This is a genomic window from Francisella sp. 19S2-4 (genome assembly GCF_036281795.1).
In the GTDB taxonomy this organism is placed as follows: Bacteria; Pseudomonadota; Gammaproteobacteria; order Francisellales; family Francisellaceae; genus Francisella.
Window position 1 is genome coordinate 20,034 of sequence record NZ_JAWUZH010000006.1, and the last position, 19,151, is coordinate 39,184.

Sequence of the window (19,151 nt, forward strand, 5' to 3'; positions counted from 1 at the left end):
TAGTTCGAATAATTATAGGTTATTACATAAACATAAATATAACTTTAATAAAACACGTCTTTAAGATGATTTTATACACAGAGATATACATCACCCAACAAATAATCTATCATTATTCAAATCACTAATAATGATTTAGAAGAAATTTTTGTGAACTCTACTTTAAGTGACTTTTTTTTTAATCAAGCAGAAAAAACACCTAATAATATTGCTATTACAGACTCTAATATAGAGTTAACATACCAACAAGCTGCTAACTATGTTATGTTTTTGGCTCAACATCTACAAAATAACGGATATGGACCTCAAAGCATAATTTCTATATATAGTTCAAAACGCTATGAAATAATAATAGCTTTTCTGGCTATATCTAGTATTGGTGCTAGCTGTGTGCAACTAGATAAGTCTTTTCCGTTACCATTACTAAAAGATATTATTGATGATACTGAATCAGATTTAATATTATGTGATGAGATACCTGATATAAAGACTATCGAATGTTTTGACTATATCAATATAATTAATCAGTATAATCCAGAAGATATACAAAATTTCAAGCAGACTTCTGTTGATCCTGAAAAAGGATTCTGGTTAGTATATTCATCCGGAACTACTGGGAAAAACAAAGGTATAGCAATATCTCATAGAGCAATACTATCTTCTTATAAGATAAGAGAAACAGTCAAAACATATGATGAAAATAGCTCTATTGGATGTAATATTTACTACTTATGGGAAGCGTTTAGGCCTCTAATAAAAGGGGGAAGAACAAATATAATTCCTGATGATATTCTCTATGATTTCAAAACACTATCTCAATATATTAAAGATAAAAAAATCAATGAGATATTATTTACGCCATCATATCTAGAAACATTACTTTCAACTTCAAAAGATATTGCTAAAAAAATATTTAAAAATATAGATACCTGCTGGCTTAATGGTGAAGTTGTCTCTAGCTGGTTACAGAACAATCTAGAAGAGTTTATGTCTGAAACAAATATCTATAATTTATATTCGATATCAGAATGTCATGATGTAGCTACTTACAAGCTCCATAAAAATGACAAAAACTTAGAAGCTGATGGAATTGTTCCTGTCGGTCATGTACTACCTAAAGTCGAAGCTATTGTTTTAGATGATAACAAACAAATAGTTAAAAATGGTGATAAAGGTGAAGTTTATATACATGCTATAGGTTTAGCTAATGAATATATAAATAGACCAGATTTAAATAAAGAGCGATTTATAGAAGCTAAAGACAGCCCTATTGGTAAGCGTCTATATAAAACCGGAGACTATGGCAAACTATCTGAAGATGGTCAGCTAATAACAATATACGGGCGCTGTGACTATATTATAAAACTTCGAGGTTACACACTTTCTTTACCTTTTATCGAGTCAGTTATAAAAGATAAACTTGATATTATGCACTGTGTTGTCAACAAAACTGGTAATACCAGAATGTCAGAGTATCTAGTTGCATATTTAGAAATCCCAAGTGATAAACAACTAGCTTTCTGTCAAAAATGGCAACTTAAAGATAATAAACCTTCAAAAGCACTTCTTGACAAAATATCACCTTTCTTAGCACATTATATGCTTCCAAAACATATAATTCTCCTTGATGAAATCCCTCTAAATAGGTACTCAAACAAATTAGATAGAAATAGCCTAAATCTAGAAGATAAAATTATTGATGTCGAACAGGAAATAAAAAATATCAAATCATTAGATGATTATAAATCACTCTGGGCAAATATACTTAATATCTCAAAGGATGATATTAATTCAGATAGCGACTTTTTTGAGCTTGGTGGTTCTTCATTATCAACGATGTTACTAATAAGTAAACTTAAAGAACTTAATTTTGAAGTTAGAATAACTGATTTTATTGCAGCAAGTCAACTTAGTAGTAGCTATAATTTATTATCAAAATCTTCTAAAGATTCTGAGCAAAATCTTTCAAAATTAATTCTAGATGATGTTGATAACTTATTTACAGATTTAAAGCCTAAAATAGCAAATCTTAAACAAGACCGGAGTGGATCACGTAAAAATATACTTTTAACGGGAGTAACAGGATTTCTTGGATCTCATACACTTAAAACATTAGTTACTAATGAAAATATAGAAACTATTTATTGTTTAGTTCGCGCTAAGAACCAACAGCAAGCAGAAACTAGACTAGAAAATATCCTTAAAAAACTCAATATTGAAAAATCTCATAAAATTGTTTGCCTAGTAGGAGATATTTCAGCAAAAGAATTTGGTTGGCAATCAGGAAAATATCTAGAGTATGCTAGCAAAATTGATACTGTAATTCATACAGCTGCATCTGTTAATTTATTACTTCCATATAATGCTTTAAAAGATAGTAATCTTATTGGAACAGCAAATATTATTGATTTTTGCTCTACAGTCAAAGCAAAACATTTAATCCATATATCTACAAATGGTATTTTCCCATTACATCTAAACAAAAAATTTAGTGAAACAAAAGATATCGAATGGCTAGACTCATTACAATCCGGATACTCACAAACTAAGTGGGCTGCTGAGAAACTAATTCACAATTCAGTCAAAGAAGGCTTAAATGCTACAGTACTAAGACTAGGTAATATTTCACCTGTATATAATAATTACATTAATGATTCAGATACAAATTGGATACTAATCAAAGAAGTAAATTTACAACGAAAAATACCAACTGATATAAATCTAGAAATGACTCCAGTTGATCACATTTCTAAGATTATAGAGTATCTTATCTTAGAAAAGCATACTGGTAGATATATCTATAATATAACTAACAAGAACTTCCTTAATGCACAAACGTTAGCAAAAGTTTCTAATTATGAGATTATCCCTTCAGAGACTTGGAGCAAATCAATTACAGATAATTCTGCTAAATACTTAGCTTCTGATCATGCAAATATTGATGCCTCAATAAATCTATATGACAGATCAAATTATGAATCACTAATGTCAGAGATAAATATTGATTATCCAGAAATAACGGAAAACTACATAAATAAAATCCTCTTAAGGAAAGATAATGAATCTACTCAAGGATAAACATATACTAATAGTTGGAGCATCTAGTGGCATGGGTAAAGCTATAGCTGAACTATGCCTAACTAAGCAAATGAAAATATCATTATGCTCTCGTCGCAAGGCAAATATTACAGGCGATAATGTTTTTTATCAATATGTAGATATTCAACAATTAGATTCTGTAGAAAGTTTTGTTACTAAAGCTATAGCAACTTTTGGTGAATTTGATTATATAGTTAACTGTGCTGGTGTGATGTATTATCAGTGTATAGAAAATAGAAATTACGAAGAGTGGATGAAAACCATAAACACAAACGTGATTGGTTTTACAAATCTACTCTACTCGGTTCTACCATCGCTAATCAAAAATAAAGGAATGCTTATTAATATAACTTCTGATGCTGCTAGACAAGCCTTTCCAGGACTCGCAATATACTCAGGTTCAAAAGCATTTATGGAATATACTCTAAGAGCAGTACGTCAAGAGTTAATGGGCAAGGATGTTAGAGTTATAAATATCCAACCTGGCAATGTTGCAACACCTTTACAAAATATGTCCTCTGATAAAGATGCTGTCAGAAAATATGCCAGCAATGACACTCAGTTTTTTATAACACCTCAACAAATAGCTGAAACAATTGTATTTGCTATGAATCAACCTAAAAATGTTGCTTTAAATGAAATCCTTATAGAACCTCAAAAAGAACCTATTAGTGGCTAAGCTATTATTCATAAAACAATTATTAACTTGTAATAATTCTTCGAATTCGCTAAAGTATTGTAAATTTTTACAAATATCGGTTTACAGCTTTTGGATTTTAAAAAACGAGCATTTCTTTTTGGAGCTCTATCAGGTATTTTCTGGGGGCTTGACTATACTTTAGCAGGCCAAGTTCATACTCTACTAACAATGACTTTTCTAGTTTCAATGTGGCTAACTTCAATTCATGATTTAGGTGTTGCCGGAACTATAGGAATCATATCAATATCTTCTGTAAAAAAAGTTAAAGACTTAAAACTATGGCAAATAATAAGTATCTGCTGTATTCCTCTACTAGGAGGTTTAGCAATGACTATGTATATGCTTTCAACCAAAGATATTGCCACAGGAACAGCTATCGTAATATCATCATGCTATCCTGCAGTAGGCATGATTGGAGCTAGGATATTTCTTAGAGAATCTTTAACAAAACTCAAAATAATAGGTTTTATAATAGTTGCGATAGGTATAACTCTAACGGCCACAAATGAGCTGGGAGACAAGACAAATAGCCTAACTGGTCTAATTTTTGCAATTTTAGCTGCAATATTCTGGGGGTTAGAAGGTGTTATTTATAAACTTGTCCTTAATGCGAATGTTGAGGTTAACACTCTGCTTTTCTTACGTAAAATCTCAACTATTTTTATTTTTTTACCATTTACATTTCTGATTATAAATACTGTTAGTATCTATATCTTACTTCTAATACTAGCTATTGGAATTATTGGTTATATTGCTGATTTATCTTATATGCAAGCTTTTAAACACTCAAATGTGACTCTTGCAATGTCTCTAAATATTACTTACATTATTTGGGGACCTCTATTTGCATTCCTGCTATTTAATCAAGATATTAATATAATTATTATGATAGTTTGTGCTATTTTAATTTTCTTAGGCAACTTCTTAATTTTCAAATCTAAATCAGTATATTAAAATACAGAATTTTCACCATACATATAGTTTGGTAGCTGAAAAGTATTCAGTGTATAACCACCCGTCAAATCAGAAGATTGATCACCTATTGATATAAGTACTTTATAGCCTAAAGATTCAATATAAGATCTTCTTTCAGCCTTAAAATTTTTAAAACTCTCAGAAGAGTATAGTGAGATATCTTCAGGAAGGACAAAAACACCCTCAAAACCAATATATCCTGCATTCTGTAATGCTTGTTTTGTAGTATCTAAATAAGTCGCAAATCTAGCACTAATAAAAAATACTTTAATCCCTTTATTAATGCAATATAGATAAAAATCTAAAGTTGGCTTTATTGGTTCAACATCTATCTTTGAAATTAACTCATCCCAAATACTATGATTTTCCTCTTGAGGAAAGCCTACATCCTTAAGTGCTTTATAATGATTTAACGATGTTTCATCAATATCTAAAACTACAGCACAATTTTGCAAAGATGCTTGTAGATCAATTATTCTTTTTGCTTGTTTAAGAATCTCTCTGACTTGATTAGTATGAGCATCACTCTCATAGAAAGAAATAATATTCTGTTTCGTCATTTTAAAATTTATTTTAGACCTAACTCTTTTAATCTTTCATCTAAAAACATTCCAGCTTGTGGGTATTTATCAGATAAATAGACTTCAGATTTTGGATGAATAAAACAAGGAGTTGAAATTCTATCTAAATTTTCAACTTCACCTTCTGGCTTAACAACTCTATGTTTAGTTGCAATATATTCACCATGTGTCATTTCTTGAAGCATATCTCCAATATTTATAACTAGTGATTCACTATCACATGGCACATCAAACCATTTATTACTTACAGGTGATAAAACTTGTAATCCTGGCGAAGAAGCTATAGGTAATAGAGTAATTAGATTAATATCTTCATGTGCTGCAGCTCTAACAGCTCCTGGCTCTTCATCACCCTGCATCGCTGGATAATGTAAAATTCTAAGTAGCGTATTTTCATAAGAAACAGTATCTCTTAATCTTTGAGGAAGCCTATTTGCAACAGCTGGATCCATATGATCATCTATCCACTGTAAAAGTGTTTCGCCTAACTTCATCATTTTTTCAAACATTTCACGAGCAGCATCACTAACTTCTGTTGGATATCTACCATTAGGAAAATATAGATGGTAAAAATGCTTAATATCTTTTACAGTTTCACCTTTTGCAACCTCAGAAACATCTTTTGGGAAATAGCCATCTTGTTTCTCAACATCAAACATATATTTATCAGCATCACCTGATTTTAGAAAGTCTTGCCATTCTTTATAAACAGTCTGAATAAGATTCCAATCAATTGGGTGAGTCTTAAGTACTGCAAAACCTGTTTCTTTTAAAGATTTTGTAAATTCCTCAGCTGCATTATCTGCATAATAGTCAACACTACGAATATTCATTACCACTCCATTTATTTTAAAGAGAAAACACTAAAAATTTCAGTACGTATTATAACAACAATCATATACTGTTGCACCTTTTACATCACCTCTAATTACTACTTTAGAAAAACTATTTTATTTTGTTTTAGAAAACTTATCCTTAATTTTTTTTAGCTTTTTCCAGAAGTAAATTTCTAACCTATCTAAAAATTGAGAAAACTTTTTACTTATTGCAACAAATGGTAATAAAGCCAATATTATAAATAATAATCCTGGCCCAGGAGTAAATAACATAATCAGCCCAGGAATAAAAATCACACACGAAGCTAATAAAAAGAATATTAAAACGAATCTATTAGATAGTTTTTTTCGCAAATATTTATGCAATAAATAAAATCTTTTACCTGATTTCAACTTAACTATTTTCTTAAGCTTTAAATATATCATTTCTATACAAAGATTTTTTCATTTGCTTTTAAATTAGTATAACAGATGCTATTAAGTTAATATTCTAGAAGTTATAAAATCTCTAACCTCGCGGATGATGTTTTTGGTATATTTCTTGTAAACGATTTTGCGATATATGTGTGTATATTGTTGTTGTAGAAACACTACTATGACCAAGAAGTAGCTGTACAGATCTTAAATCAGCCCCATGATTAAGTAAATGTGTTGCAAAAGCATGCCGTAATGTATGGGGAGATATTTCTGTATTTATTCCTGCAGAAAGAGCATAATTTTTTATACGATGCCAAAATGATTGACGAGTTATTCTTTTAGAATGCTGACTAATAAAGATAGCTTTTTCTTTAAAATTTTTAGTTAAGTTAGAGCGAGATTCAGTGAGATATTTTTGCAAGAATTCTAAAGCATACTCGCCTATAGGAACTATTCTTTCTTTTGCTCCTTTACCAAGCACTTGAATAACTCCAATATTAACGTCTATATTATCAATATCTAAACCAACTAACTCACTAACCCGTAAACCTGTCGCATACATTAACTCAAGCATTGCTCTATCTCGAATCCCAATATCTTGGGTTAAATCAGGTGCTTGTAATAATGCTTCAACATCTGCCTCTGTCATATCTTTAGGCAAACTTTTAGCTAACTTTGGCATAGTTAGTTTAGCAGTAGGATCACTTTGAACTTGACCTGTTGTAACTAACCAAGCATAAAATTTACGCAAAGTAGATATCATTCTAGCATTAGAACGACTACTATAACCATTTTTAGAGCGGTAAGAAATAAAAGCATATAACTGCTCAAAATCTAAACGAATCAAATTAGTTTTTGAAAAATAGTTTTGAAGAAATTTAAGATCTGTACGATAAGATGAAATAGTATTTTGACTTAAACCATATTCAAACCAAAGATTATCAAGAAAAGCATCAACAACTGTAGACACTTTTTAACTATCCTAGAATTATACTTTTTCTTTAATTCTAGCAGCTTTACCAGTAAGACCTCTCATGTAGTATAGCTTAGCTCTACGTACATCTGCTCTTTTCTCTACAGTGATGCTATCGATCAATGGAGAATGAGTCTGGAATGTTCTCTCAACACCCATACCTGAAGACATTTTTCTTACTGTGAAAGCAGAGTGAAGACCTCTGTTTCTTTTTCTAAGAACGAAACCTTTAAAAGCCTGGATTCTTTGCTTATCACCTTCTCTAATCCATAGATTAACAGTGATTGAATCACCTGGATTAAACTCTGGAAGATCTGTTCTGATTTGTGACTTTTCTACTAGTTCAACAAATTTATTTTTCATTATTATTCTCCTTTTGTGCTTACCTTATCTATTTTATAATCATTTATAATTTGCTTATCTTCTTCAGATAGGCATAGGCACTCTATTAAATCTTTACGACGCTCATAAGTTCTTATTAACTTTTGTTTACGCCTCCATTTTGCTATTTCCTTATGGTTCCCAGACAACAAAACACTAGGCACCGCATTACCATCTGGTAAAACAGCTGGCTTTGTATAATGTGGGTAGTCCAACAGACCATCATAGAAAGAGTCTTCAATAGCAGAATCTTTATTACCCAACACTTCTGGTAATAGTCTAATCAGACTATCCATAACAAGCATAGCAGGGAGCTCACCACCGCTTAAAACAAAATCACCTACAGAGATTTCCTCATCAACATGGTCCTGTATTAGGCGCTCATCAACTCCCTCATATCTACCACAAAGCAGTATCAGAGAATCATTTTGCAAAAGCTCAAGAGCTTTTTCATGATTAAATAAACCACCTTGAGGTGACAAGTATACTACTTTTGTATCGCAACCTAAAGTACTTTTTGCATCTTTGATAGCTTCTGACAATGGTTCATATTTCATAACCATACCGGCACCACCACCAAAGCTAGTATCATCTACAGTGGCATGCCTATCTGTTGTATAGTCACGAGGATTAAAGCAATTTATAGATACCTTCGTATCATTAACTGCTCTAGCTGTAATTCCAAAATCACTTATCGCTTTAAACATTTCTGGAAATATTGATATTATTCCAAACTTCATAGCTTATTAGTAATCATATTCCCAATCAACAACTATTTTCTTTGAATCAAGATCTTCACTAATAATATACTGCTTAACATACGGAATTAGATACTCATCAGACTCCTTCTTGCAAACTAGAACTTCATTAGAGCCTGTTTCAATAATATCGACAATCTCTCCAAATGAATCATCATTAGAATTTACAACAATACAGCCTATCAAATCTTTAAAATATGTTTCATCATTATCTAATTTAGGAAGAGCCTCTTTAGGCACTCCAATTAGCCCATTAACATATTTCTTAGCGACATTTGCATCATCAACATTTGCTAGTTTAATATATACTTTGTCAGCTCTTCTTAAAACGCTTTCATCTTTAAGTAGCTGCCAAACATTATTACCTGATAATTGGATATACCAATCACCATAACTTAGAAGAGTCTCTATTGAACTTGCCAAAGGATATAAATTAAGCTCGCCACTAAGCTTATAAGTAGAGCCAATTTTAGCTATTTCTATAAAATCTTGTGACATAATTGATTTATGAAAATTTTGATTAAGCAGCTTTTTTAGCTTCTTTAATTAAGCTAGCTACTCTATCTGAAGGTTGTGCACCTTTTGCAAGCCAAGCTTCTGCTTTTGCAACATCAAGCTTTAATCTTTCTTCACCACCTTTTGCTAAAGGATTAAAGAAACCTAATTTCTCAATAAATCTACCATCTCTTGGGCTTCTTTTATCAGCAACTACGATTCTATAGAAAGGACGCTTTTTAGCTCCACCACGAGCCATACGAATTACTACCATTTAATTATTCTCCGGTTTTATATTTTTAATTTTTTTAAATATTTAATTTCATTAGCTAAGCTTAGCAGCCATAAACTTAGCAAAAATTTATGCAAAAATTTAATAGCAATACTTTAAAGTCTCTTAACTAAAAAGTCAATAGTTGACTTAATATAAACATAAATATATAATACCCCAAGTCGCTGTATTTAACAAACAAATTGCTTGCGACATTAAATAATAAGCTAAAGCGTTTCTATTAAATTTTTCAGAAAATTCTCTAGAAACCTTTTAGCTAAACAAACTAAAAGGGAAAGATGTAAAATGTCAAAAAATTATTTATTTACTTCTGAATCAGTATCAGAAGGACATCCAGATAAACTAGCTGATCAAATATCAGATGCAATACTAGATGAAATCTTAAAACAAGATAAGAATGCTCGTGTAGCATGTGAAACTCTCGTAAAAACAGGGATGGCACTAGTTGCTGGTGAAATCTCTACTTCTGCATGGGTAGATATTGAAGAGCTTGTTAGAAATGTTATTACAGAAACAGGTTATGATAATGCTAACAAAGGTATTGATGGTAGAACATGCTCTGTTATTAATGCTATTGGCAAACAATCTGGTGATATTGCTCAAGGCGTAGATCGTGGCTCATTAGAAGATCTTGGAGCTGGTGACCAAGGACTAATGTTTGGTTTTGCAACCAATGAAACTCCTACACTTATGCCATCTGCTATTTATTACTCCCATCTACTAATGAGAAAACAAGCAGAACTTAGAAAATCAGGGAAACTTGCTTGGCTAAGACCTGATGCAAAAGCTCAAGTTACACTTGCTTATGAAAATGATAAACCTAAATTTATTGATACAATTGTTTTATCAACTCAACATGATGAATCAATTTCTCAAAAAGAACTTCATGATGCTGTGATTGAGGAAATTGTCAAAGAAGTTATTCCAGCTAACCTAATTACAAAAAACACTAAATATCATATTAATCCAACAGGAGTATTTCTAATTGGAGGCCCTCAAGGTGACTGTGGTCTAACAGGTAGAAAAATTATTGTAGATACTTATGGTGGTGCTGCTCATCATGGTGGTGGTGCATTTTCTGGTAAAGATCCATCTAAAGTTGATCGCTCTGGTGCATATATGGGTAGATATATAGCTAAAAACATAGTTGCTGCTGGTTTAGCTGACAAATGCGAAGTTCAGGTTGCTTATGCAATTGGCGTAGCAAAACCTGTATCACTTATGGTTGATACTTTTGGAACTGGTAAAATAGATGATAACGCTATTGAAAAACTTATTAGTGAAGTTTTTGATCTTAGAGTTGGTAAGATTATTGAAAATTTAGATCTACTAAACCCAATTTATAGAAAAACTTCTAACTATGGTCACTTTGGACGTGAGCTTCCCGAATTTAGCTGGGAAAAGATTGATAAAGCAGATAAGCTTAGATCTTTAGCTAAAATTTAAACCTATCTTTTCCATTATTTTTCATAAAATTACCATTATCAAATCGATTTCATATAATTATTATCTAACATTTTGCATCACACACCCAAAGCATAAAATAATCATGTAGGAACAAATCTAAAAAAAGTGTACTCTATAGCTAACTATGAATAAAATTAGTATGCATTGCTCTATAGAACAGTTATGTTTTTAAATATATTCCTTTTTCTCAGACCATTTATTCTCTATTGGGTTAAGATCAGGAGAGTATGGAGGTAAAAACTCAATAATATGTCCTGCATTAGTAATCATCTTTAACATATCAGTATTCTTGTGGAAAGTAGCATTATCCATAACTATAACTATTACAGTTTTTAAGTTAGGTAGTAGAAAATATTTTACCCAAATAGTAAATATTACAGTATCAATATTGCAGCTAAACAATCCAACAGCAAACAAAACTCTTCCAATTAAAGCACCTATGACATTAGTCCGATCTTTAGCTCCCCAGTCACAGACACCATAACATCTTTGACCTTGGTTAGAATAATCATGTGTTCTAGGCATATCTAATGCGTGACCAGATTCATCAAGATAACATACAGGGAACCCTTGATCTTTATAAGTTTGAATTCTATTATTGAATAATTCTCGCTTCTCTTCGTCGGCTTTGGGATGAGGCAGTGTTTTTTTATATGTGATGTTTAACTTCTTAAGATTATAGCTTATACAAAACTCACTTACTCCTAATCGAATAGCTCGTTCTTGTAAGTAACCATCAGGATAATCTATAACATCTTGTTTTAACTTATTGATATCAAGCTTTGTATTGGGTTTATTTCTTTTACCTTTAGGAAGATTTCCTTTTAACCATTCTTGGATACTTCTAACACTTATATCGAATTTCTTTGAGAGCTTTATAAAGCTCATACCTTCTGATTTTAACTTCAATACCCTCTTTATAAAATGATGTGAAAAGACATTGCTTAAATAAAAAACAGTATACTACTTTTATATATTGTTAGCTATATTATCAATATAAAACAAGGAGCCGCTCGAGATAACAAAGTTATTTTAGAATATTTAGATTTGAAAGAGTAGACCAAGAGAATATCATCGCTATTACCAATAAAGATAGACAATCTAGAGCTTTGAAATCCAAAAAGAAACATCCAAGAAATACCATTATATACAAATATTAAAATAATAATTGATGTTTCATTTAGAATAGCTTTTGAAATTAAATGAAATAAATTAGAAGGAAAATTATACTTGATTGATTAATTATAATTATGCTAGCGTACTAGCTTTATAGTTTTTCTTAGCTTCAATGAACTCGATTTTTAAATCTTTATATTTTGATTTAATAGCTTTAATATCAGCTTTAGATAATACATTTTCTTTCTTAGCCTTTAGATACTCTTGTTTAGCATTATACATATTTTTAACATTAGCAACTAATCTAGAGTATTTCTCTTCTATACCAAGATGGAAAGTTTTATTCTTTTTAGTTAAAGCTTCATCTAGCTTAACTTTAGCTTTTGCAATTTCTATTAGATGCTTAGGTGTAGTCTTAAGGTCATAACACCAACCAAGCTTAGCAAGACCTGCAATAGCCCATTTAGAAGGATCTAAATCGAACCATCTAATACCATTTCTATAGTCACCAGCAAAAGCATGATGATAGTTATGATAACCTTCACCACCTGTTACGATTGCAGTAATCCAGCTATCTCTAGCTGTATTTTTTCTAGAATAAGGTCTTTTACCAATAGTATGAGCTAAAGAATTAATACAGAAAGTTGCATGATGCACAAGTACCACTCTTAGGAATCCTCCTAATAGTAAGAAACTTAAAGCACTATGCCATGCAGCTGTCAAAGTATGACCACTCAATAACCCGAATATAAATCCAACTAATGCAGGTAAACCAAAACATGCTAGTATTGCTAAAATAGTATAGTGCTTATGTTGAAACACTAAAGCTCTATCTTTCAAAAGATCATTTACACCACGGATTTCTTGCACATCTGGACTACTATGTTTAAGTAACCAACCAAAGTGAGAAAACCAAAAACCTCTTGTGGCTGCATACGGATCTTTAACAGGATCATCAACATCTTTATGATGTTTTCTATGATCTGATGACCACTGAATTACGCTATTCTGTAATGCTGCTGTACCAAAAACTAACAAGAAATAACTTACAAACTTATTAGCTTTATATGTTTTATGTGACCAAAGTCTATGATAGCCCATTGTGATACTAATACCTGTAAGAGCATAAAATATAGCTAGACAAACATAATCAGACGTTACAAAACCATATGTCATACCATACCACGGTATAACTATTATGGCAAATAGTGGTATAACCAATAATCCAAAAACACTTTTCCAGACTATACTACCTTCTTTTTCTATAGTTTGGTCTATTTGATAGACCTCTTTTTTATTACTCATTTAGAACCTTTTTATCCCTTTTTAAATTAAACCCACGTTATGTGGATGTTGAAAACTTTTTAACTACGAGTGAATAATATCATACATCACTTTTTTTTGATAGTCCTTTGTAAATATATTAAATAGACGATCTAGCTTTAACATCTATTTCCAAGCTAGAATCCTTGAAATCATTACAATACCTATAAGCTCCAGCAAGAGCTATCATTGCACCATTATCTGTACAATATCTCATTGGAGGGAAAAATATATGATACTCATTTTTTTTTGATAAATCATATAGCCTCTGGCGCAACAGCTTATTTGCACTCACGCCTCCAGAGACCACTAATCTCTTATTTTTTGTTTGTTTCAAAGCTTTATTACATTTTGAAACTAAAACATCAATAGCAGCATCTTGAAAAGCATAACAAAGATTTGCTTTATTTTCTTGGGACTTATCTTGCTCTGAATACCATGTATTTAATACCGCAGTCTTTAAACCACTAAAACTAAAGTCTAGATTAGGTTTATTTTTCATAGGTCTTGGTAGCAGATATTTTTTCTTATCTGTTGCCTTATCTGCTAAGTTAGCAACTTCAACCCCTCCTGGATAAGCCATATCTAAAAGTTTTGCTGTCTTATCAAATGCTTCACCAGCAGCATCATCTATAGACTCACCAAGTAGGCTATATTGACCATAACCTCTAACTTCAAATAATTGAGTATGGCCTCCTGAGACTAGTAACGCAACAAAAGGATACTCAATCTCACTATCGGTATCTAAAAGAGGTGAAAGTAAATGTCCTTCAAGATGATGAATAGCAATAGTATCAATATTATGAATAAAGCCTAAAGTCTTAGCAAAAGTTGCACCAACCATAAGTGCGCCAACCAATCCTGGTGTAGCGGTATAAGCTATACAGTCTATATCATCAAAACTAAGCCCTGATTCTCGAAATAATTGTTTAGCTAGAACATTTAACTTTGCAATATGCTCACGTGATGCTAGCTCTGGCACAACACCACCGTATTGTTTATGTAAATCTATTTGACTATATAAAGCATCAGAGATTATTTTTTTAGCACATGAGTCATAAATAGCAAGTCCTGTCTCATCACAAGAACTTTCAATACCTAAAACAAGCATTATTTCTTAGAGCCGCCACTTGTCTTTGTTATTTGAATAAACTTTGTTATAAATGAACCCAATATAAGACCTATAACAAAAGCTATAGACATTAAAACAATAAGTGGTAATGTGGTTGTTCCAAAAATATAATCAAAGCTTACTCTATCAGTATTCAATATAGATAGCACTACTATAACGATTATAACTATTCCAAAAAATATCTGCCAGAAGAGTTTTGCTAACATACTAAACATTTACCACAAGTATTAATAAGTACAATATGACTTATATTATAGTTTAAAATGCCAGAATAATAAAATTTTATTTTAGATAGAATAAAGTAGAAAAAACTTAGAAATCTAGTGACTCAAGAGCATTTCTTAAAGACTCTTCGATATCTTCATTGATATCTTTTTCACTTTCTTGAGGTTTAATATTTTCAGAAGAAGCCTCGTCAATATTAAAGGCTGCAGCAGCATCAGTAAATGTTATACCATCTTCAACGCCCAGCTCTTCTCTCATTTTCTCAATCTTTTTAGATTCTTTTCTTACAGCCAAACCAGTACCAGTAGGTATTAGTCTACCAATAAGAACGTTCTCTTTTAGGCCTCTTAATTGATCTACTTGAGAATGTATCGAAGCTTCTGTAAGTACTCTTGTTGTCTCTTGGAAAGATGCCGCTGACAAGAATGACTCAGTAGATAAAGAAGACCTAGTTATACCCATAAGTACAAGTTCAAACTCGACTTCTTTTTTACCTTGCTCACGCAAATTATCGTTTTCTTCTAAGATTCTAACAAGCTCAATATTTTCATTCTTAACAAACTTACTATCTCCCTCATCAGTTACAACAGCTTTTCTTAGCATTTGTCTAACGATTGTTTCAATATGTTTATCGTTAATTACAACACCTTGCATACGATATACAGATTGAGCTTCAATCAATATATAATCAGCAAACGCTTCTAAGCCTTTGTACTGAAGAAGATCATGTGGATCAGTAGGTCCATCTGCCAACACATCGCCTTTAACAACATTTTCACCATCAAAAACAACCAAATGACGTGATTTAGGTAGTAAAATCTCTTCAAGGATATGACCACTCTTATCTAAAATCTCAATTCTTTGTTTTTCTTTAGTATCTCTGTTACCAAGCCTAACCATACCATCACATGGAGAAAGTATAGCAGCTTCTTTAGGACGTCTTGCTTCAAATAGTTCAGCAACACGTGGAAGACCTCCAGTAATATCTCTATTTTTAGAGCCTTCTAAAGGAATCTTAGCAACGATATCACCTACTTCTAGCTTAGTATCATCTGAAACACTTAGCACCGCGCCAACAGCTAATGGTATAGTCTTAAGCTCAGCACCTTTTTCATCAACAATTTTAACAACTGGTTTTAAGTTTTTAGATGTTGTTCTTTGAGATATTGAAGTTATCTCAATAGTTTGTTGTCCTGTCAAATCATCATAAGTATGCTTAGAAGTTATACCATCAATAATATCTTCAAGAACAACTTTACCAGCCACATCTGTAATTAATGGTTGAGCATGCGGATCCCAAGTAGCAATTACATCACCAATCTCTACAGCCTTTCCACTAGCTAAAGGAACATTAGCACCCATAGGGATTTTATGTTGCTCTCTAACACGACCCATAGTATCAGAAACGATAATTTCACCAGCACGAGATATTACAATCTCTTGACCTTCTTTGTTAGTTACTGTTCTAATATTTTTAAACTTAATCTTACCAGCTGTTTTAACTTTAATATCAGAAATTGTAACACCTAAAGATGCTGCACCACCAGTATGGAACGTTCTCATTGTTAACTGAGTACCTGGCTCACCAATTGATTGAGCAGCGATTACACCAACAGATTCACCAACATTAACTTTTCTCTCACGCGCCAGATCTCTACCATAACATTTAGCACATAACCCTCTACGTGTCTTACATGTGATTGGAGATCTAACCTTGATCATATCGATACCATTATCATCAAGTAACTCAACCAGATTTTCATCTAACAAAGTACCTTCTTCTAATAATACAACGCCTTTCTCAGTTACAACGTCAGCAGCTAATGTTCTACCTAAAGCTCTCTCTATTAAAGGAACTTTAACTTCGCCATCTTCAACAATAGCTGAGAACATTAAACCATCATCAGTACCACAATCTTCCTCAATTACAACTAAATCTTGAGCTACATCAACTAATCTACGAGTTAAGTAACCCGCGTTAGCTGTTTTAAGAGCCGTATCTGCTAGACCTTTACGAGCACCGTGTGTAGATGTAAAGTACTGCAATACTGATAGACCTTCTCTAAAGTTTGCTGTAATTGCAGTCTCAATCATCGTACCATCCGGTTTTGCCATTAGACCACGCATACCAGCAAGCTGTCTCATCTGGTTATAAGAACCTCTAGCACCAGATTTAGCCATCATATAAACTGAGTTAAATGATTCTGTTTCTTTTGTTTCACCATTTACAGTGATCGTATCTTTAGATATAGCATCCATCATTGAAGCTCCAACCTCATCAGAAGTTTTACCCCAAATATTGATAATGTTGTTATATCTTTCATTTTCTGTAATTAATGAAGATTGATACTGTTCTGTAATGTGCTTAATTTCTTTTTCAGCTTCTTCTACTTTAGCTTCTTTATCATCAGGAATAGTCATATCATCAACACCTACAGAGATACCTGATAGAGTTGAGTATTTGAAACCTGCATACATTAATTTATCAGCTAAAACTACAGTAGCTTTACCACCTAACACTCTAAATGCTTGGTTGATAATTTTAGAAATTTCTTTCTTCACTAAAACTTTATTTAATAAAGAGAAAGATAAACCTTCAGGTAGTATATTAAGAAGAAGTGCTCTACCAACTGTAGTATTCACAACCCCTTTCTCATTATAAGTATTACCTTTAGTATCAAAAACTTGTCTATCTACTCTTAGCTTAATTTTAGCGTGTATATCAATAGTTCCTGAACTATAAGCTCTGCTTACATCTTCATAACTAGCAAATAATTTACCTTCGCCTCTAGCACCCTCTTTTTCTCTAGTGATATAGTATAAACCTAACACGATATCCTGAGTAGGAGTAATAATTGGTTGACCAGATGCAGGTGATAATATGTTATTTGTAGACATCATTAACACACGTGACTCTAACTGAGACTCAACAGTTAAAGGTACGTGAACAGCCATTTGGTCACCATCAAAGTCAGCGTTGAATGCCGCACATACTAGAGGGTGTAACTGTATTGCTTTACCTTCAATAAGTTTAGGTTCAAATGCTTGAATACCTAGTCTATGTAGTGTAGGAGCACGGTTTAGAAGAACCGGATGTTCATTAATTACGATTTCTAGAATATCCCATACTGCAGATTCTTCAAGCTCAACCATTCTTTTAGCTTGTTTGATTGTAGTAGCATAACCACCTAATCTTAACTTAGAATACACAAATGGCTTGAACAACTCTAGAGCCATTTTCTTAGGAAGACCACATTCATGTAATCTTAATGATGGACCTACAGTAATCACAGAACGCCCAGAATAGTCTACACGCTTACCAAGTAAGTTTTGACGGAAACGACCTTGCTTACCTTTAATCATATCTGCTAATGATTTAAGAGGTCTCTTATTAGAACCTGTAACAGCTCTACCACGTCTACCATTATCTAATAATGCATCAACTGACTCTTGAAGCATTCTTTTTTCATTTCTAACAATAATATCTGGAGCATTAAGATCTAATAGCTTTTTAAGTCTATTGTTTCTATTAATTACTCTACGATATAGATCGTTTAAATCAGAAGTTGCAAATCTACCACCTTCGATTGGAACAAGCGGCCTTAAATCTGGTGGAAGAACTGGTAATACTGTCATCACCATCCACTCAGGCTTGTTACCTGAAGCTTGGAAAGTTTCAAGAAGTCTTAATCTTTTGATTGCTTTTTCTTTCTTAGCTGTAGATTTACTTTGTGCATATTCTTCTTGTAACATTTCTATTTCAGACTCAATATCTGTGTCTGATAATAAATCTCTAATAGCTTCAGCACCCATAGATGCTTCAAACTCATAACCATAATTTTCTAGAGCTTCTGCATACTCTTCATCTGTAAGAAGCTGCTTTTTCTCCAAAGGTGTCATTCCTGGATCAGTAACAATATACGACTCAAAATATAGAACTTTCTCTACATTCTTAAGAGGCATATCCAAGAAAAGACCAATTCTTGAAGGAAGAGACTTTAAGTACCAAATATGTACAACAGGACAAACCAGATCAATATGTCCCATTCTTTCTCTTCTTACTTTAGTTTGCTCAACTTCAACACCACAACGCTCACAAACCACGCCACGATGTTTTAAACGCTTATATTTACCACATAAGCATTCGTAGTCTTTAACAGGACCAAAAATCTTAGCACAAAATAAACCATCTCTTTCTGGCTTAAATGTTCTATAGTTAATAGTTTCTGGTTTTTTAACTTCACCATGAGACCATGAACGAACAACCTCTGGAGATGCTAAAGATATTTTAATAATATCAAACTTTTTACTATTGTAATTTTGATGTAGGATACCGTTATTCACAGGTAACTCTCCTATACTTTTATTTTAATAACAAAAA

The 19,151-nt window shown here is 32.2% G+C and carries 17 protein-coding genes; 4 read left to right on the forward strand and 13 right to left on the reverse strand.

Translation table 11 applies throughout. From position 1 onward, the window contains the following. Positions 1–150: 150 nt before the first annotated feature. From R8535_RS02465 to R8535_RS02475, 3 genes are all read left to right on the forward strand, one after another. The gene (locus R8535_RS02465; protein WP_329496226.1) at positions 151–3,078 is read left to right on the forward strand and encodes a non-ribosomal peptide synthetase; all 2,928 of its coding nucleotides are present in this window, start codon (positions 151–153) and stop codon (positions 3,076–3,078) included. Beyond that, on the forward strand, positions 3,059–3,778 hold the full coding sequence (locus R8535_RS02470; protein ID WP_329496227.1) for an SDR family oxidoreductase: 720 nt from the start codon (positions 3,059–3,061) through the stop codon (positions 3,776–3,778). The genes R8535_RS02465 and R8535_RS02470 overlap by 20 nt, the downstream gene beginning before the upstream one ends. A gap of 90 nt (positions 3,779–3,868) precedes the next feature. Then, a complete protein-coding gene (locus R8535_RS02475; protein WP_329496230.1) occupies positions 3,869–4,753 on the forward strand; it encodes a DMT family transporter in 885 nt (294 codons plus the stop codon). Here R8535_RS02475 and R8535_RS02480 read toward each other — a convergent pair. The 8 genes from R8535_RS02480 to rpsP all read right to left on the reverse strand — a co-directional run bounded on the left by R8535_RS02480 (position 4,750) and on the right by rpsP (position 9,489). Continuing rightward, on the reverse strand, positions 4,750–5,334 hold the full coding sequence (locus R8535_RS02480) for an HAD family acid phosphatase (RefSeq protein WP_329496232.1): 585 nt from the start codon (positions 5,332–5,334) through the stop codon (positions 4,750–4,752). The two genes, R8535_RS02475 and R8535_RS02480, sit on opposite strands and share 4 nt — an antisense overlap. A gap of 8 nt (positions 5,335–5,342) precedes the next feature. Beyond that, positions 5,343–6,188, reverse strand: a complete 846-nt coding sequence (locus R8535_RS02485; protein ID WP_329496234.1) for a 2OG-Fe(II) oxygenase family protein — start codon at positions 6,186–6,188, stop codon at positions 5,343–5,345. A 117-nt stretch (positions 6,189–6,305) separates the two neighbouring features. Beyond that, positions 6,306–6,545, reverse strand: coding sequence for a hypothetical protein (locus tag R8535_RS02490; protein WP_329496235.1), 240 nt, complete (start codon positions 6,543–6,545; stop codon positions 6,306–6,308). A 154-nt stretch (positions 6,546–6,699) separates the two neighbouring features. Then, entirely contained in the window at positions 6,700–7,578 is an 879-nt protein-coding gene (gene xerD / locus R8535_RS02495) for a site-specific tyrosine recombinase XerD (RefSeq protein ID WP_329496237.1), read from the reverse strand. Between the two features lie 18 nt (positions 7,579–7,596). Next, on the reverse strand, positions 7,597–7,944 hold the full coding sequence (gene rplS, locus R8535_RS02500; protein ID WP_013922421.1) for a 50S ribosomal protein L19: 348 nt from the start codon (positions 7,942–7,944) through the stop codon (positions 7,597–7,599). Positions 7,945–7,946: 2 nt separating this feature from the next. After that, positions 7,947–8,702, reverse strand: a complete 756-nt coding sequence (gene trmD / locus R8535_RS02505; RefSeq protein WP_329496250.1) for a tRNA (guanosine(37)-N1)-methyltransferase TrmD — start codon at positions 8,700–8,702, stop codon at positions 7,947–7,949. A 6-nt stretch (positions 8,703–8,708) separates the two neighbouring features. After that, a complete protein-coding gene (gene rimM, locus R8535_RS02510) occupies positions 8,709–9,218 on the reverse strand; it encodes a ribosome maturation factor RimM (protein ID WP_329496252.1) in 510 nt (169 codons plus the stop codon). 22 nt (positions 9,219–9,240) lie between these two features. Next, positions 9,241–9,489, reverse strand: coding sequence for a 30S ribosomal protein S16 (gene rpsP / locus R8535_RS02515; protein ID WP_003023081.1), 249 nt, complete (start codon positions 9,487–9,489; stop codon positions 9,241–9,243). Between the two features lie 303 nt (positions 9,490–9,792). Between rpsP and metK the strand changes: the two genes are divergently transcribed. After that, on the forward strand, positions 9,793–10,953 hold the full coding sequence (metK, locus tag R8535_RS02520) for a methionine adenosyltransferase (protein WP_329496276.1): 1,161 nt from the start codon (positions 9,793–9,795) through the stop codon (positions 10,951–10,953). 189 nt (positions 10,954–11,142) lie between these two features. On the opposite strand, the gene R8535_RS02525 is transcribed toward metK, so the two are convergent. From R8535_RS02525 to rpoC, 5 genes are all read right to left on the reverse strand, one after another. Further along, the gene (locus R8535_RS02525) at positions 11,143–11,883 is read right to left on the reverse strand and encodes an IS630 family transposase (RefSeq protein WP_329496277.1); all 741 of its coding nucleotides are present in this window, start codon (positions 11,881–11,883) and stop codon (positions 11,143–11,145) included. Between the two features lie 339 nt (positions 11,884–12,222). Next, on the reverse strand, positions 12,223–13,395 hold the full coding sequence (locus tag R8535_RS02530; RefSeq protein WP_329496279.1) for an acyl-CoA desaturase: 1,173 nt from the start codon (positions 13,393–13,395) through the stop codon (positions 12,223–12,225). A gap of 118 nt (positions 13,396–13,513) precedes the next feature. Continuing rightward, positions 13,514–14,524 carry a tRNA (adenosine(37)-N6)-threonylcarbamoyltransferase complex transferase subunit TsaD gene (tsaD, locus tag R8535_RS02535; RefSeq protein ID WP_329496281.1) on the reverse strand — a complete coding sequence of 337 codons (1,011 nt, stop codon included), beginning with the start codon at positions 14,522–14,524 and terminating at the stop codon, positions 13,514–13,516. After that, a complete protein-coding gene (locus tag R8535_RS02540; RefSeq protein WP_329496283.1) occupies positions 14,524–14,760 on the reverse strand; it encodes a LapA family protein in 237 nt (78 codons plus the stop codon). The genes tsaD and R8535_RS02540 overlap by 1 nt, the downstream gene beginning before the upstream one ends. 97 nt (positions 14,761–14,857) lie before the next feature. Continuing rightward, on the reverse strand, positions 14,858–19,114 hold the full coding sequence (gene rpoC, locus R8535_RS02545; RefSeq protein ID WP_329496285.1) for a DNA-directed RNA polymerase subunit beta': 4,257 nt from the start codon (positions 19,112–19,114) through the stop codon (positions 14,858–14,860). Positions 19,115–19,151: the final 37 nt, after the last annotated feature.

Coding starts and splice junctions, on each gene's coding strand:
- R8535_RS02470 (WP_329496227.1), top strand. CDS start 3,059: ATGAATCTACTCAAGGATAAACATATACTAATAGTTGGAGCATCTAGT.
- R8535_RS02480 (WP_329496232.1), bottom strand. CDS start 5,334: ATGACGAAACAGAATATTATTTCTTTCTATGAGAGTGATGCTCATACT.
- R8535_RS02485 (WP_329496234.1), bottom strand. CDS start 6,188: ATGAATATTCGTAGTGTTGACTATTATGCAGATAATGCAGCTGAGGAA.
- rplS (WP_013922421.1), bottom strand. CDS start 7,944: ATGAAAAATAAATTTGTTGAACTAGTAGAAAAGTCACAAATCAGAACA.
- trmD (WP_329496250.1), bottom strand. CDS start 8,702: ATGAAGTTTGGAATAATATCAATATTTCCAGAAATGTTTAAAGCGATA.
- rimM (WP_329496252.1), bottom strand. CDS start 9,218: ATGTCACAAGATTTTATAGAAATAGCTAAAATTGGCTCTACTTATAAG.
- rpsP (WP_003023081.1), bottom strand. CDS start 9,489: ATGGTAGTAATTCGTATGGCTCGTGGTGGAGCTAAAAAGCGTCCTTTC.
- metK (WP_329496276.1), top strand. CDS start 9,793: ATGTCAAAAAATTATTTATTTACTTCTGAATCAGTATCAGAAGGACAT.
- R8535_RS02530 (WP_329496279.1), bottom strand. CDS start 13,395: ATGAGTAATAAAAAAGAGGTCTATCAAATAGACCAAACTATAGAAAAA.
- tsaD (WP_329496281.1), bottom strand. CDS start 14,524: ATGCTTGTTTTAGGTATTGAAAGTTCTTGTGATGAGACAGGACTTGCT.
- R8535_RS02540 (WP_329496283.1), bottom strand. CDS start 14,760: ATGTTTAGTATGTTAGCAAAACTCTTCTGGCAGATATTTTTTGGAATA.